The organism is Veillonella sp. CAG:933, from assembly GCF_000431435.1.
GTDB lineage: Bacteria > Bacillota > Negativicutes > Veillonellales > Veillonellaceae > Veillonella_A.
In genome coordinates, this window is the sequence record NZ_HF986236.1 from 7,544 (window position 1) to 24,285 (window position 16,742).

The 16,742-nt window shown below is 43.4% G+C and carries 15 protein-coding genes and 1 pseudogene; all 16 read left to right on the forward strand.

Going from position 1 to position 16,742, the window contains the following annotated elements:
- Positions 1 to 420, forward strand: a pseudogene (locus tag QZL64_RS12200) (dihydroxy-acid dehydratase domain-containing protein); the annotation flags it as partial.
- A gap of 250 nt (positions 421 to 670) precedes the next feature.
- Positions 671 to 1,894 carry a threonine ammonia-lyase gene (ilvA, locus tag QZL64_RS12205; RefSeq protein ID WP_021842242.1) on the forward strand — a complete coding sequence of 408 codons (1,224 nt, stop codon included), beginning with the start codon at positions 671 to 673 and terminating at the stop codon, positions 1,892 to 1,894.
- A gap of 232 nt (positions 1,895 to 2,126) precedes the next feature.
- Positions 2,127 to 3,869, forward strand: coding sequence for a biosynthetic-type acetolactate synthase large subunit (gene ilvB, locus QZL64_RS12210; RefSeq protein WP_021842243.1), 1,743 nt, complete (start codon positions 2,127 to 2,129; stop codon positions 3,867 to 3,869).
- On the forward strand, positions 3,859 to 4,347 hold the full coding sequence (gene ilvN, locus QZL64_RS12215; protein WP_021842244.1) for an acetolactate synthase small subunit: 489 nt from the start codon (positions 3,859 to 3,861) through the stop codon (positions 4,345 to 4,347). The genes ilvB and ilvN overlap by 11 nt, the downstream gene beginning before the upstream one ends.
- 48 nt (positions 4,348 to 4,395) lie before the next feature.
- Positions 4,396 to 5,406 carry a ketol-acid reductoisomerase gene (ilvC, locus tag QZL64_RS12220; protein ID WP_021842245.1) on the forward strand — a complete coding sequence of 337 codons (1,011 nt, stop codon included), beginning with the start codon at positions 4,396 to 4,398 and terminating at the stop codon, positions 5,404 to 5,406.
- 222 nt (positions 5,407 to 5,628) lie between these two features.
- Positions 5,629 to 6,879, forward strand: coding sequence for an ATP-binding protein (locus tag QZL64_RS12225; RefSeq protein ID WP_296309640.1), 1,251 nt, complete (start codon positions 5,629 to 5,631; stop codon positions 6,877 to 6,879).
- Positions 6,880 to 6,985: 106 nt separating this feature from the next.
- Positions 6,986 to 7,228, forward strand: coding sequence for a DUF1653 domain-containing protein (locus QZL64_RS12230; protein ID WP_021842247.1), 243 nt, complete (start codon positions 6,986 to 6,988; stop codon positions 7,226 to 7,228).
- A gap of 53 nt (positions 7,229 to 7,281) precedes the next feature.
- Positions 7,282 to 8,055 carry an HAD family hydrolase gene (locus QZL64_RS12235; protein ID WP_021842248.1) on the forward strand — a complete coding sequence of 258 codons (774 nt, stop codon included), beginning with the start codon at positions 7,282 to 7,284 and terminating at the stop codon, positions 8,053 to 8,055.
- A 159-nt stretch (positions 8,056 to 8,214) separates the two neighbouring features.
- Positions 8,215 to 8,877: a peptidylprolyl isomerase gene (locus QZL64_RS12240; RefSeq protein ID WP_021842249.1), complete on the forward strand. Its 663-nt coding sequence runs from the start codon at positions 8,215 to 8,217 to the stop codon at positions 8,875 to 8,877.
- A gap of 95 nt (positions 8,878 to 8,972) precedes the next feature.
- A complete protein-coding gene (locus tag QZL64_RS12245) occupies positions 8,973 to 9,272 on the forward strand; it encodes a GIY-YIG nuclease family protein (protein WP_021842250.1) in 300 nt (99 codons plus the stop codon).
- A 112-nt stretch (positions 9,273 to 9,384) separates the two neighbouring features.
- Positions 9,385 to 9,843: a DUF1934 domain-containing protein gene (locus tag QZL64_RS12250; RefSeq protein WP_021842251.1), complete on the forward strand. Its 459-nt coding sequence runs from the start codon at positions 9,385 to 9,387 to the stop codon at positions 9,841 to 9,843.
- Entirely contained in the window at positions 9,809 to 11,473 is a 1,665-nt protein-coding gene (argS, locus tag QZL64_RS12255) for an arginine--tRNA ligase (protein WP_021842252.1), read from the forward strand. The genes QZL64_RS12250 and argS overlap by 35 nt, the downstream gene beginning before the upstream one ends.
- 64 nt (positions 11,474 to 11,537) lie before the next feature.
- The gene (locus QZL64_RS12260) at positions 11,538 to 13,151 is read left to right on the forward strand and encodes a CTP synthase (protein WP_021842253.1); all 1,614 of its coding nucleotides are present in this window, start codon (positions 11,538 to 11,540) and stop codon (positions 13,149 to 13,151) included.
- 2 nt (positions 13,152 to 13,153) lie between these two features.
- A complete protein-coding gene (locus QZL64_RS12265; RefSeq protein WP_021842254.1) occupies positions 13,154 to 13,795 on the forward strand; it encodes a TrkA C-terminal domain-containing protein in 642 nt (213 codons plus the stop codon).
- Positions 13,796 to 14,034: 239 nt separating this feature from the next.
- Positions 14,035 to 15,162 (forward strand): ABC transporter ATP-binding protein, encoded by a 1,128-nt coding sequence (locus QZL64_RS12270; RefSeq protein ID WP_021842255.1) that lies wholly within the window; start codon positions 14,035 to 14,037, stop codon positions 15,160 to 15,162.
- Entirely contained in the window at positions 15,163 to 16,737 is a 1,575-nt protein-coding gene (locus QZL64_RS12275) for an ABC transporter permease/substrate-binding protein (RefSeq protein ID WP_021842256.1), read from the forward strand.
- The last annotated feature ends 5 nt before the right edge of the window (positions 16,738 to 16,742 follow it).

The window sequence follows — 16,742 nt, forward strand, 5'->3', positions numbered from 1 at the left end:
GAAGCCATTACATCGAATCAAATTAAGAAAGGCGATGTGGTGGTTATTCGCTACGCCGGACCGAAAGGTGGACCGGGGATGCCGGAAATGTTGACCCCAACATCCACGATTACCGGCATGGGCCTTGGTAAGGATGTGGCACTTATTACGGACGGACGCTTCTCGGGCGCTACCCGAGGCGCTTCCATCGGTCATATTTCACCGGAAGCGGCGGCCGGGGGGCCGTTGGCACTGGTGCAGGAGGGCGATGTGATTGACATCGATATTCCAAACCGCAGCTTGTCGGTGCGTTTGACGGAAGAAGAAATGGCAAAACGAAGAGCCAATCTAAAGCCTCATGATTCCGGTGCTACGGGTTACTTGAAAAAATATGCTACATTCGTATCGTCGGCAGCCGAAGGAGCTATTGAAAAATATTAAGCGTTTAATAACCGGGGAAGCTACTAAAAAGGCGCGTTAATCGGCAAGACCTGAGAGACCTGGCCGATTCAGAGAAAAGAAGAGAGAGAACATTTTATAAGGTGTGAGAAACCTTTTATATAGAGAAATTGAGAGAGTTTTGACTAAGACCTGAGAAACCTTAGCCATAGCGAGAAAAATCGAGAGAGAACATTAAATGAGGCGTGAGAAACCTTAATATAGAGAGAATTGAGCAAAAAGGATGGGTAGGATGTTAACACTGTATGATTTTATAGAAGCAAGAGAGCGTTTGCAGACGGTAACGGTCAAAACAAAGCTAATACACAGCACGGTATTTTCAGATGAATCGGGCAATGATGTGTATATTAAACCGGAGAATTTACAACGGACCGGCTCCTTCAAATTAAGAGGGGCGTACAACAAGATTGCTAAGCTTACGAAGGATGAAAAAGCGCGTGGCGTTATTGCTTCCTCCGCCGGCAATCACGCACAAGGCGTGGCGCTCGGGGCTCAACGATTGGGGACTAAAGCAGTTATCGTAATGCCGAAGCCAAGCCCGCTCATCAAGATTGAAGCAACTCGCCAATATGGTGCCGAAGTTGTGCTGGCCGGGGAAGTATATGATGAAGCCTATGCCGAAGCGGTTCGCTTGCAAGAGGAAAACGGCTATGTGTTTGTACATCCTTTCAATGATGAAGACGTCATCGAAGGTCAGGGGACAATTGCTTTGGAAGTGCTTGAAGAATTGCCGGATGCAGATATCTTGCTTGTGCCAATCGGTGGCGGCGGCTTAGTTGCAGGCGTAGCGGCAGCGGCCAAATTAAAAAATCCGTCCATTAAAGTAGTCGGTGTCGAACCGGAAGGTGCGGCCAGTGCGGTAGCTGCATTAAAAGCCGATAAAGCGGTGGTGCTTGACAGTGTCAGTACGATTGCTGATGGGGCGGCGGTTAAGCAAATCGGCGATGTGACCTTGAAGTATATTAAAGAGTATGTCGATGAAATCGTCACCGTATCCGATTACGAATTGATGGAAGCCTTCTTGTTGCTTGCGGAAAAACATAAAATTGTCGGTGAAAATGCAGGACTTTTATCCGTTGCGGGGTTAAAGAAACTGAAAGAAAAAGGCAAAAAGGTAGTATCTATATTAAGCGGCGGGAACATCGATGTATTGACTATCGCTTCCATGATTAATAAAGGTTTGGTATTGCGGGGCCGTATTTTTACCTTTTCCGTAAACTTACCGGATAAACCGGGCCAACTGGTAGCGGTATCGGAAATCCTGGCCGGTCAAAATGCCAATGTTATTAAATTGGAACATAATCAGTTCAAAAACTTGGATCGTTTCCACGAAGTAGAATTACAAGTAACGGTAGAAACTAACGGTGAAGAACATATTCGCCGCATTACCGAAGAGTTTGCTAAACAGGGCTACACAATTCGCCGTATTAATACGAGCGAAATAAACGAACGTTAACAGATTTAATTATTTTTAAAGAATCAGTTATGAAAAATTAGTTATACGAAACAATTAAAATAGGTTGCAGTAAATCAAAAAAGAATTATACAGTATTAAATAAAATCTGAGAAAACGTTCGAAGTGATGGCTTGCAAAGACAAGCAAACGATGAGAAAAAATTGAGAGAAATTTTTTAGAAATCTAAAAGAAAAAGTACTGTTTTGAGAAAACAGAGAGAGGATGTGAGCGAATGGGGGACGCCATGATAAACGGGGCGCGCATCGTATTGGAAACGCTTCATCGCATGGGAGTGACCGATTTTTTCGGGTATCCCGGCGGTGCCGTTATCCCGATTTACGATGAGATCTATAAATACCCGAAGCTGAACCATTATTTTGCCCGCCACGAACAAGGGGCGGCACATGAGGCCGATGGTTACGCCAGAGCTACCGGTAAATGCGGTGTGTGCCTCGCGACATCGGGACCGGGGGCGACTAATTTAGTGACCGGGCTCATGACGGCACATATGGATTCCGTGCCGGTGCTGGCTATTACAGGCCAGGTCGGTTGTGCTTTACTCGGTAAAGATGCGTTCCAAGAGTCCGACATTGTGGGGATTACGATGCCGATTACGAAAAATAATTACCTCGTAAAATCAATTTACGATTTGCCTCGCATCTTGCGCGAAGCATATTATATAGCAACGACGGGGCGGCCGGGGCCGGTGCTCGTAGATATTCCGAAAGATGTTCAGCTAAAAGAGATTACGCGGGATGAATTCGATAAGCTTTATGAAGAGCCCTTCGCTCTCGAAGGCTATGAACCGAATTATAAAGGTCATCCTAAGCAGATAAAAAAAGCGGCCAAGGTCTTGAAAAATGCGAAACGCCCGTTGATTATTGCCGGCGCCGGTGTCTTAAAAGGCCGTGCTTCGGCGGAACTTTTTGAACTGGCTGCAAAAGCCCAAATTCCGGTGACAAATACATTGCTTGGTTTGGGATCATTTCCGGGGAACCATGAGTTATTCTTGGGGATGCTCGGCATGCACGGAACGGCAGCTGCAAACTTCGCTACTGATGAAGCTGATGTAGTATTGGCCGCAGGGATTCGCTTCGATGACCGTATCGCCGGTAATCCGGAAGCGTTTTGTAAAAACGCTACCATTATTCACATCGACATCGATCCGGCGGAAATTGAGAAAAACCGTAAGGTGGATGTGCCGATTGTAGGTGATGTAAAGCAGGTTTTACAGGCGTTGAATAAGGAGCTGAAGATCGGCGAAGACGAGGCTAAGGTGGCCGCCCATGAGGCTTGGCTCACACAGATTAAGGCTTGGCAAAAACAATATGCGTTGCGTTATAACAAGCAACCTGACGGTACTTTGCCACCGCAGCAAGTGTTAAAAACACTTAATGAATTGCTTCAAGGTGATGCGGTTATCGTCACCGATGTAGGGCAACATCAAATGTGGGCAGCTCAGTATTTTACCTATCGGAAACCGAACAGCATCGTTACATCTGGCGGCGCCGGTACGATGGGGTTTGGCTTACCGGCCGCCATCGGGGCGCAAGTGGGGATGCCAAAGAGCAAAGTAGTCCTTGTGGTAGGCGATGGTGGTTTTCAGATGACGGCTCATGAATTAATGATCATTAATCAGTATAAATTGCCGGTGAAAATCGTACTCCTTAATAATTCCTACTTGGGCATGGTACGGCAGTGGCAAGAGCTTTTTAACGATAAGCGTTATTCCTATGTAGACTTATCCTGTAATCCGGATTTTCAAACATTGGCGGCGGCGTATGGCGTACGCAGTGTGAAAATCGAAGGGGAAACAGATTTAAAATCAAAGTTAAAAGCAGCGCTTGATGCGGACGATGGCGTGCTCATCGAATGTGTCGTAGCGCGCGAAGAAAATGTGTATCCTATGATTCCGGCCGGTATGACGGTAGCGGATATGCGCGGTAAGGAAGGGGTGGCTGACGATGTCGAATGAGCATCAAATTCTGGTGATAACTAAAAACACATCCGGCATCGGCGCTCGCGTGCTGGCGCTTTTTAACCGGCGCGGCTATTCCGTGAAAAAAATGACCTCCGGCGTGACGGTTCAACCGGGCTATGCCCGTATGACCCTTACGGTGGATGCCGATTCGGATACACTGGATCAAATCCAAAAACAGATTTATAAAATTATCGACGTAGTTAAAGTGAAAGTATTCCCCAAGACCGATGTGGTACGACGTGAGCTGATGCTGATTAAAGTAAAGGCTGACGACCAGACCCGCTCACAAATCGTGCAGATTGCCAATATTTATCGCGGCAATGTGCTCGATGTGGCACCAACATCGCTCATCATTGAACTGACGGGGGATGAAGAAAAACTACGCGGCTTTATTGATATTATGAAACCCTACGGGGTGCTTGAAATGGCTAAAACGGGCGTGACGGCAATGAGCCGGGGCGAACGATTATAAGCGATAGATTAGGTTAGCCGGGAAGCTGGCAGAGAGAGAGGAACAATTATGGCAGGAACAATCTATGGAGCAACAGTTTATTATGATGCAGATTGCAATTTGGACGCATTAAAAGGTAAAAAAATCACCGTACTTGGTTACGGTTCACAAGGGCATGCCCATGCGCTTAATTTAAAAGAAAACGGCATGGATGTTACCGTAGGCCTTCGTGAAGGCTCTAAATCTTGGCAAGTAGCCGAAAAAGACGGGTTACCGGTTAAAGTGACGGCTGATGCGGTAAAAGACGCTGACGTAGTTATGGTGCTTATTCCTGATGAATTGCAGGCGGAAACCTATAAAAAAGACGTAGAACCGAATCTTAAAAAAGGTGCCTATCTCGGCTTTGCTCACGGTTTTAACGTTCATTTCAAAAAAATCGTACCACCGGCTGATGTGAATGTATTTATGGTAGCCCCTAAAGGACCGGGCCATCTCGTTCGTCGTACCTTCCAAGAAGGCAGCGGTGTACCGAGCCTTTATGCGGTAGAAAAAGATCCGTCCGGTGATACTAAAGAATTGGCTTTGGCGTGGGCGGCCGGTATCGGCGCCGGTCGTGCGGGCATCTTGGGCACAACCTTCCGCGAAGAAACAGAAACCGATTTGTTCGGTGAACAAGCCGTTCTTTGCGGCGGTATCTGCGAATTGATGCAAGCCGGTTTTGAAACCTTGACGAAAGCTGGTTACCATCCGGTTAACGCTTATTTTGAATGCGTTCACGAAATGAAACTTATCGTAGACCTCATCTACGAAGGTGGTTTCCATACTATGCGTAATTCCATTTCCAACACCGCCGAATACGGTGACTATGCAACCGGTACCAAATTAATCACCGCTGAAACACGTAAAAAGATGGAAGAAATCTTGAAAGATATTCAATCCGGTGCGTTTGCCGATGAATTCTTGGCCGATTATAATGACGGCTTCAAGAAATTGTATGCTCGTCGTGAAAAAGCGGCTAATCATGAATCTGAAAAAGTGGGCGCCGAACTTCGCGGCTTGATGAGCTGGATTAAAAAATAAGAATTAAGAATTTAATACTCCTTTAGAGCATATAAAATCCTATGAAAGCAATTTGCGTTCCATTTCGTTTGGAACGCAAATTGCTTTTTTGTTTCAAAAATGAAACGCAAGATGGAACGAAATGTAAAAATACGTTCTAAAATAGAACGAAAAATGGAATGAAAAAATTTGCGTTCTATTTTTCGTTCCATTATAATAGGGAATATAAAGTGGGGTGAATGTATGAAGGAGTCAAAAATATTAGAATATAAAGAAAATACTAATAATAATTTTTTGAAAACGGTTAGTGCCTATGCTAATTTTGGCGATGGGAAAATTATTTTTGGTATTGCCGATGATGGGACTGTTAAGGGTCTCTCTGATTTAAATGGAGATTGTCTGGCTATTGAAAACAAAATAAATGATAGTATTTTACCAAAGCCGGATTTTGAATTGATTGTAAATGAAAAAAATAGAACGATTGAATTATTAGTTAAAGAAGGTGAATATAAACCATATTTATACAATGGTACGGCCTATCGACGTAGTGATACATCTACGGTTAAAGTTGATCAAGTAGAATTGAAACGATTAGTATTAGCCGGAAAAAACATGGAGTTTGAAGATTTACCTTCCTTGGATCAAGACTTAAAGTTTACTTTGCTTGAAAAATTAGTAAAAGAACGATTAAATATTGAAGAGTTTACAACGGATATACTGAGAACGTTGGGCTTTTATACCAAAAAACATGAACTCAATAATGCGGCGGCTATTGTAGCTGATGAAAATCCGTTTTATGGAACGGATATAGTTAAATTTGGCGTAGATATTAATCAAATTTTAAGTCGCCGTACAATAGATAAACAATCGATTTTTAAGCAATATGAAGAAGCGATTGAGTTTTATAAGTTATACTACCGCTATGAAGAAGTTAGAGGCGTAGAGCGGACAGTAGTAGAAAAAATTCCGGAAACCGCTTTTCGTGAGGTCATGGCTAATGCATTGGTACATCGTACTTGGGATATAAATATACATGTTAGAGTAGCTATGTTTGAGGATCGGATTGAAATATCATCACCGGGCGGCTTACCTAATGGCTTGAGCAAGGAAGAATATTTAGAAGGCTATATTTCAAGTTTAAGAAACCCGATTTTGGGAAGTTTATTTTATAGGTTACATTTAATTGAAAGATTGGGAACCGGTATTCGTCGTATTAAAGAAGCTTATAAAGGAAAAGCAATACAACCCCAATTTATCGTTATGGACAACACAATTACGGTTGTGTTGCCGGTAGTAACTGATAGGGAAAGATTAACTGATGATGAAAGGGTTGTATTATCTGTATTTAACGAAAATAGAGAACTAACAACAGCAGAAGTAGTTGAACATTTAGGATATAAGCGTGGTAAAGTAATTCGATTACTTAATTCGTTAATAGAAAAACAATATATTACTAAAATAGGATTGGGGCGAGCTACTCGTTATAAGAGATAAACCGTAGTGAAATAAGTTTAAAAGTATTTATTTTCGCCCTCATATGTTACAATAAAAAAAGCGAAACAATGAGTTTTATTCTTAATCACAACTTATGGGAGGTCGTATGCACGAAATCGTAGTAGGTGGCTTATATCGCCACTTCAAAGGCATGTATTATTACGTAAAAGACATCGCCGTTCATTCGGAAACGGGGGAACCTTTCGTTGTGTATCAGCAGTTATATGGTGAACGTAAGACGTACATTCGTCCGTTGTCTATGTTTGCCAGTCCGGTAGACCATGAAAAATATCCTGATGTAACACAGAAAGAACGGTTTAAACTGATGTCGGGCCGTGACAAAGCATAAAAACACATTTAACTGTATAATTATATGAAATATTAATGTGATGGGAGGCATTGATGAAAAAGAAATTCTTCTTTTTTGACGTTGATAACACGCTGGCTGTTTGGCCGGATGGCATTATTCCAAAAAGTGCTCAAATGACGCTCGATACGTTAAAGGCGAACGGTCATCGCGTAGCCTTGGCGACGGGGCGCTTGCAAATCGATGCGAAACGCTTTGCCGATATGGCGAATGTGCATGACTTTGTGGCTGATGGCGGTAAGAGTGTGACCGTTAATAATGAGATATTATTTATGGAAGGCTTGGATAGAGAAGCGTGCCTTAACTACTTGGCACAACTGGACAGGTTGGGGCTTCACTGGGCCGTAACCGATGTGAATGAATTGGTCCGAGTTACACCGTATGAAGAAGTGCTTAACTGGCATCCGGTTTGGGATGTATGCACGACCAAATACGATCCGAATTTTGACTATCGTAAGGTAGAACATTTTTACAAAATTTATGCCTACATGACTCCGGAACAGGAAGCTGCCACCGGCGTCGTTCATATGTCGAATGACATCATTCGCTATGGCAATGATTGTATCTTGTTTGAACCTATGGTTAAAGGGGAAGGCGTGCGTCGCATGATTGCCCATTACGGCATGGAACCGGCCGATGTGGTAGTGTTCGGCGACGGCTATAATGATTTGTCCATGTTTAATCCGGAATGGCTTAACATCGCCATGGGGAATGCCCGTGAAGAGCTTAAAGCGGCGGCTGATTATATTACGGCCGATTGTAATAATGACGGCATTTACGAAGCTTGTAAAAATTTCGGTTGGATTTAAGTTGTTGCTCTGTTGATGCCCATAGGGCCGCGCTTCACAAATGAAAATCGAAGAATTTAAAAATTCCTCTAGCCTAATTTAATACTCTGTGCTATAATGAAATGTCGAAAGTACCGCTCATATTGTTTGTGAGCGGTTTTTCATATATTGGAGGTACAGATGAAGCTGACGTATTTTTATACAAATTGGCGACGTTTGTGCTCGGTTGGTTTGTTGGGGATGACCATGCTCGTAACCGCCGCTTGCGGTACGGCTGCAGGCAGCTCGGCCGACCAAAATACAGCACAAAACAGCCAGACCGGTACCTTGCAAGCACCGACGCTTGATAACACGCCGGTCAAAGATCATTATGCCGTGTTTAACACTACGGAAGGCACGTTTAAAGTTCGTTTATACGGCACTAAAACACCGATTACGGTTAAAAACTTCGACTACTTGGTAAAACAAGGTTATTATAACGATTTAACATTCCATCGCGTTATTGACGGATTCATGATTCAAGGCGGCGATGACGGTAAAGGTGGTCCGGGGTATACTATTCCGGATGAATTTGTAAATGATTTACATTTTAACAAAATGGGCCTTTTGGCCATGGCCAACCGCGGGCCGAATACAGGTGGGGCACAGTTCTTTATCACCTTGGGGCCTACGCCGTGGCTCGATAATAAGCATACCATTTTCGGCGTTGTTACGCAGGGCATGGATGTAGTCGCTAAAATCGGCAAAGTACAGACCGATAAAAATGACAAGCCGTTGGCGCCGGTTGTGATCAAGTCTATTACTTTGGAGCCGATTACGGACACTCAAGGTAGTAGCAAATAGAGTAATTATTAGCTGTAAATAGAGCAATTATTAGCTGTAAATAGAACAATAATAAAGATATTAAAGTAGTGCAAACTGTATGAGGGGAGGCAGTTATGAGTCAATTTTACACATACATGGTAGAATGCGCGGACGGATCGTTGTATACGGGCTGGACGGTTGATTTGAAGCAACGTGTGGCGGCTCATAACGGCGAAATTCCGGGCGGCGCCAAATATACCAGAACACGCCGGCCGGTGAGCCTCGTGTGGTTTACCGCCTTTGAGCGCAAACAGGATGCGCAGTCCATGGAATACCAGGTAAAACGCATGCCGAGGGACCAAAAAAGAGCCTTGGTGGCGGCTTTTAAAAAGGCGAATCCTACGGTAATTGAGGACATTCTTCAAGGCGTTTAAGCGAAGAATTTTCTTAAAATAAAGCTCTTTCTATGGTATAATTAACTGATGTATAGTTTAATAAAATTTTTGATAACAAACTGATGTGTCAAAAGTGGAAAGGAGGACTTCGATGAAGCGCGTTTTAGTTGGTGTAAAGAGTATTCAACGGGATGCGGACGGGCATGATACAGTCATTGAAATGGTTTCTCCCGGTGAATATCACGAAAAAAATGATACAAAATATATTATGTATAATGAAACCGAATTATCCGGAATGGAAGGCTCCCATACAACGATTAAGTTAAAGCCTCGTTCCATTGTATTAATTCGCAATGGCAAAGTGTCTATGCGACATGAGTATGTGCTCGGCGAGACACGGCAATCAGTGTATGAAACTCCCTTCGGTGAGCTTCACATGGCGTTTAAAACTCATGAATTGGAGTCTGACTTAGAGGACGGCATTGGTAAAATACACTTAGGCTACGACATTTCGGTCAGTGGCGAATGGCAATATTATAATCAATTAGATATCGTATTACAGGAGGATTTAGAGTATGGAACTAAAGGACAAGCTCAAGCAAGGAATTGAGGCGGCAGTAGCAAAAGCATTAGCTGACGGCGCATTACCGGAAGGAACGTACCCTGAAGTAGTTTTGGAAGTACCGCCACAGAAAGAATTCGGCGATTTTTCTACGAATATTGCCATGCAATCGGCCCGTGTAGCCCGCATGAATCCGGCAGCTATTGCGGATATCATCATTGCCAATATGGACTATGATTGGCTTGAAAAAGCTGAAAAAGCCGGTGCCGGTTTTATCAATTTCTTTGTGAAAACAGACGCTGTTTACGATACGTTGAAATCCGTGTTGGAACAAGGCGTTTGCTATGGTGCTCAAGCTACTCGTGATGAAGATACGATTCAGGTTGAATATGTAAGTGCCAATCCGACGGGCCCACTTCATGTAGGCCACGGTCGCGGTGCCGCGTACGGCAGTGCGCTTGTTAACTTATTGCGTGCCGCCGGTTACAAGGTAGAATCGGAATACTACATTAATGACGCCGGTAATCAGATTGATAACTTGGCGAAATCCATTGATGCTCGCTATATGGAACTTCTCGATATGAAGAGTGAATTCCCTGAAAACGGCTATCATGGCCAGGATATCATTGATACGGCACAGAGTATCATCAACTGGGGTGGCGATTTCTTTGCCGTATTGAGTGAAGAAGAACGTTTGCCGTTCTTTAAAGAATTCGGTTTGACTGAAAAGCTTAATGCCTTGCGTGTAAGCCTTCGCAATTTCAATGTGGACTTTGATCACTGGTTCAGCGAACGATCCTTGCATAGAAGCGGTGAAGTAACCAAAGCTATTCAATTCTTAAAAGACACCGGCGATGTGTATGAAAAAGACGGTGCTTTGTGGTTTGCGTCCACGCGCTACGGCGACGACAAAGACCGCGTAGTTATCCGCGAAAACGGTGAACCTACGTACTTGGCATCGGATATTGCGTACCATCGCAATAAATTTGAACGCGGTTTTAAAAAGATGATTAATATCTGGGGCGCCGACCATCACGGTTATGTGACGCGCGTTAAAGCGTCCATGCAGGCCCTCGGCTATAATCCGGACCGCTTGGAAATTTTGTTATTACAAATGGTGGCCTTATATCGTGACGGCGAACTTGTAAAAATGTCGAAACGTACCGGCCAATCCGTAACCTTGGATGAATTGATTGAAGAAGTAGGCGTAGATGCGGCGCGCTATTTCTTCCTCATGCGTTCCTTGGACAGCCAATTGGATTTTGATATCAACTTGGCAGCCTCAAAGAGCAATGATAACCCGGTATACTACATCCAGTATGCGCATGCACGTATTCACAGCATTTTTAATCAGGTGAATGAAGCGGGCATCAAATACGGCGATTGGACCGGCGTAAAATTTGATACCTTAACGAGCGAATTGGAACTCGATATTATTAAAAAACTAGGCGCTTACCCTGAAGAAATTCGTGAGGCTGCCGAACATCGTGCGCCACATCGTATTGCTCGTTACTTATACGAATTGGCCGGCATGTTCCATTCGTTCTACAAACAAGGTCGTATTATGGGCGTAGACAGCGATTTACAACAGGCGCGTTTAGGCCTTATCACGGCGATTGCCGATGTATTGCGTAACGGCCTCGGTATTTTAGGTATTTCCGCACCGGAAAAAATGTAAGATTTTTTAAAACTGTCGCAGCGTGCGATAGTGTGTAGATACATTCATAGCTTTGGGAGGAATCATGGCAACAAAGTATATTTTCGTAACAGGTGGGGTTGTTTCGTCGTTAGGTAAGGGTATTACTGCAGCATCCTTAGGCCGTTTGCTTAAGAACCGCGGTATGAATGTAACCATTCAGAAATTTGACCCGTACATCAATATCGACCCTGGTACAATGAGTCCGTATCAACACGGTGAAGTGTTCGTTACCGATGACGGCGCTGAAACAGACCTTGATCTTGGTCACTATGAACGTTTTATCGATATCAACCTCGGTAAACGCTCGAGTGTAACGGCCGGTAAAGTATATTGGTCCGTTATTAACAAAGAACGTAAAGGTGATTATTTAGGCGGTACCGTTCAGGTTATCCCTCATATTACGAATGAAATCAAACAAAACGTATATCGCGTAGGTAAAGAAGATAACGCGGACGTAGTTATTACGGAAATCGGTGGTACGGTAGGTGATATTGAAAGCTTACCGTTCCTCGAAGCCATTCGTCAGGTTAAAAAAGAAGTAGGTCGTAACGACGTGCTCTACATTCACGTAACCTTGGTGCCATACATCAGTGCAGCGGGCGAGTTAAAAACTAAACCGACTCAGCACAGCGTAAAAGAATTGCGCAGTATCGGTATTCAACCGGATATCATCGTTTGCCGTACGGAAAAACACATTTCCGACGAAATGAAAGATAAATTGGCTTTATTCTGTGACATCGATCCGGAAGCCGTTATTGAAAACCGCACTTGTAACACGATTTATGAAGTGCCTTTGATGATGCAGGAAGAAGGCCTTGATGACATCGTTGTTAAAAAATTACAATTACCTGATAAGCCGGCCGATATGGTAGCTTGGAAAGAAATGGTAGATAAAATTCTTCATCCTAACAAAGAAATCACCGTGGCCTTGGTTGGTAAATATGTAGCCCTTCACGATGCGTATCTCAGCGTAGCTGAAGCCTTGACTCATGCCGGTATCGCAACGGATACAAAGGTTAATATTAAATGGATTGATGCGGAAGAATTGGAAGAAAACGCATGCAATGTGGCTAAGTTATATGAAGATGTTGACGGTATTGTAGTACCGGGCGGCTTCGGTTATCGCGGGGTAGAAGGTAAGATTCGCACTATCCAATATGCTCGTGAAAACAAAGTCCCTTACCTCGGCTTGTGCCTCGGCATGCAGTCTGCGGTAATGGAATTTGCTCGTAACGTAGCCGGCCTTGAAGCTGCTAACTCTACCGAATTCGACGAAGACTGCATGAACCCTGTAATCGACTTGATGCCGGATCAGGTAGATGTAGATCAAAAAGGCGGTACTATGCGTCTTGGTATCTATCCATGTAAGACTGTAGAAGGCACCAAAGTGCGTGAAGCTTATGGCGAAGACCTCATTTACGAACGTCATCGTCATCGTTATGAATTCAACAATGCATTCCGTCAGGAATTAACGGAAAAAGGCCTCGTAATCAGTGGTACATCCCCTGATAACCGTTTAGTTGAATGTGTGGAACTCAAAGATCATCCTTGGTTCGTAGGTGTTCAGTTCCATCCGGAATTGAAATCCCGTCCTACTAAAGCACATCCGTTATTCAAAGGCTTTGTTGATGCTATTTTGAAAATTAAAGGAATGTAATAGTGAGTAAAACTGTACGTACAGCTCGTTATCAACAAATTGCAGCCGATGTGGCCGGTAAAATTGTATCCGGCGGGTATAAGGAAGGAGAGCGTATTTTTGCGCGCTCCGCTCTATCGGTTCACTACGGTGTGTCGCCCGAAACTTCGCGCCGTGCCATCGCTTTGCTGGCAGATTTAGGCATTGTCGAAGTGACTAAAGGGAGTGGCTGTACAGTTTTATCTAAAGAGAAAGCCGAACAATTCCGCATGCAATTTAGCGATTTTGATTCGGTGGACTCTTTGCGACGCGAGCTGACTCAGCAAATTGAGAATCAAACAAAATCCCTGCAGGGATTAAAAGAAACGATACAAAAATTAACTGATTCGGTGGGGCATTACCAATATAAAAATCCTTTGCAACCTATGAAAATGTCCATTACGGAGGACTGTCGTTATTTAGGACAGTCCATAGGATCCATTCAATTATGGCAACATACCGGTGTTACCATTGTGGCGATTGAAAATCAAGATAAGACTATGATTATATCGCCGGGACCGTATGCTACCTTTACGGCGGGCGAAGAAATCTATTTTATCGGCCCCGCTGACAGCTGGTTGCGATTGGAACGCTTTTTGTATAATACCGATGAAAATGAGGCTTAACAGTCTGTGGCAGATAATCGGTAACGTTTTAAGGTTAACTAAAGGTTGACTATATAATTTAATAATTTTATTTACAATATAACGCAATAAGCGCCTGACATGAGTCGGGCGCTTTTTTGTATTATATAGGACATTATGACATAAAGTAATATATACTATACTATATTTATAAAAGTCGATATTTGGCTAAAGTAACAACTTGATGTTAGAATTGAGTTGTTACTTTAGGGAGGTATTGAATGATAGAAATTAAAAACGTAAAGAAACGATATGGCAAAAAAGAAGTATTACATGATATTAGTTTGACTATTCCCGATGGTGAAATTGTTTCGCTCATCGGCGGTAGTGGTTGTGGTAAATCCACATTGCTTAAAATGATTAATCGCTTGATTCCTATTACAGGTGGCGATATTTATGTAAATGGTAAAAATATTCATGATATGGAACCTGTAACCTTGCGTCGTAAGATTGGTTATGTTATCCAACAAACGGGTTTATTCCCGCATATGACAATTCGTAAAAATTTAGAATTAGTTATGGATCTTCATAAGATGCCGCAAGAAGGTCGGGCTGAGAAGATTAATGAAATGATGGACTTCGTTGATTTATCCCGTGATTTATTGAATCGTTATCCCATCGAATTATCCGGTGGTCAGCAGCAACGTGTCGGCGTAGCACGAGCGCTTATTGTCGATCCGGATGTTATTTTGATGGATGAACCTTTCTCTGCGATTGACCCTATTACGCGTGTGTCCTTGCAGGATGAGCTTCGCAGTTTACAAGAAACATTAAAGAAAACGATTGTTTTCGTAACCCATGATATGGATGAAGCCATTAAAATCTCGGATCGTATTTGTTTAATGCGTGAAGGTCATGTAGAACAATACGATACGCCGGAACAAATTTTACGGAATCCCGCTACGGAATATGTAGAAAGCTTTATTGGTAAAAATCGTATTTGGAACTCGCCGGAGTTCATCAAAGCGGAAGACATCATGATTGATGCCACCAATATCGCCTATCCGACGGACAGTTTATTCCGTTGTATGAAAAAAATTAAAGATATCCCTCAAGATTTCCTTATTATTGTAGACCGCGGCACGCGTCGTTTTAGAGGCTTAGTTAATGCCCGTATGATTCGTGAGCAAATAAGTTTACAAGGACCTGTCAGTGAAATTATGGCCCAGCCGAAGAAATTGGCTCATGTGGGGGATTCCTTATTAGATGTGGTAGAAACAATTCAGACCTTGCACCGTCCGTATATGATTGTACTGGATGATTCTAAACGCCTGGCGGGGGTCATTACACAAAGTAGTTTAATTACCACCTTAGGAAGTCAGTATGTAGATGATGCGGAGGTAATATAATTGGGTATATTTAGTTATATGTTTGAAAATATAGATCAGATTATGCGTCTTTTGTTAGAGCATATCCAGCTAACTGCCATTGCGGTGGGGTTAGCTATTCTGGTGGGCTTGCCGCTGGGGATTTTAATCAGCTACGTAAAGCCTTTAAATAAGCCGGTCATGGGGGCTACTAACTTAATTCAAGCGGTTCCCAGCATGGCCTTATTGGGTTTTGCCATTCCACTCTTAGGGATTGGTACCTTGCCGTCGGTCATTGTGGTGTTTTTGTATTCCCTCTTGCCGATTGTCAAAAATACCTATATCGGCATCAGTCAGATTTCGCCGGGCACCATTGAGGCGGCTCGCGGGATTGGCTTAACACGTCAACAAATTTTATGGAAGGTACAGTTACCGTTAACATTGCCTATGTTAATGGCGGGTGTACGAATTTCAGCCGTTACGGCCGTAGGCCTTATGACAATTGCCGCCTTTATCGGCGCCGGTGGTTTGGGCTTTTTAGTTTTTAGCGGCATCAGTTCCGTTAATAACGGTATGATTTTGGCCGGCGCGATTCCTGCCTGTATATTGGCCTTGGCCATTGACTGGGTGCTGTCTCAAGTGGAGTCATTGGTAACACCGGTCAGTTTGCAGCCTGAGTTGTTGAAAACTCGCTCGACCCTTACGGCTAAACGACGTCGCCAGAAATGGAGTGTCGGCGTCGTAGTAGCCTTACTGGTATTTATGTTTGGGCAGAATGTATATGCCAATTTAGTTAAAGATCCTAATACGATTCGTATCGGGAGTAAGCAGTTTACCGAACAGTTAGTGTTGGGTAATATGCTGGGTGAAATGATTGAAAAAAATACAAATATTAAGGTAGAAAGTCACTTAGGTGCCGGCGGCACCCAGGTGCTGTTTAGTGCCATGGAAAAAGGCGATTTAGATGCGTATATTGATTATACCGGTACGGCCTATGTGGATATTTTAAAACATGATCCCATAAGCGATGAGCAGGAAGTATACGATACAACGAAAGAGGAATTGGCGAAGAAGTATGATGTTGCCTTGTTGGCGGCGGCTCCTTTCAGCAATACCTATACCTTGGCGGTAGATCCTGCTGTGGCACAGGCGTATAATTTGCATACCATGAGTGATTTAAGTCAGGTTGCCTCCTCTTTGAAGGCCGGTACTACCCTTGAGTTTTTGAATCGTCAGGATGGTTTACGCGGCGTTCAAAATGAGTATGGTTTTACTTTTAAAGATGCTAAAGGCATTGACGGGGCCACGCGCTATGTGGCGTTGTCAAGCGGTGATGTACAGGTAGTGGATGCCTTTTCTACAGATGGGTTATTAAAGAAATATAATCTGACTGTTTTGGCTGATGATAAAGGATTCTTTCCGCCGTATTACGGTGTACCGTTGGTTCGCCAAGAAACCATAGAAGAACATCCTGAATTACAAGATGTTATTAATCGTATGATGGCAACCTTAGACACGGACACAATGCGTGAGTTAAATTATCAAGTAGACGTGGAGCATAAGAGTCCTAAAGAAGTAGCTCATGACTTTTTGGTAGCTAAGGGCTTAGTAAAATAAATAAC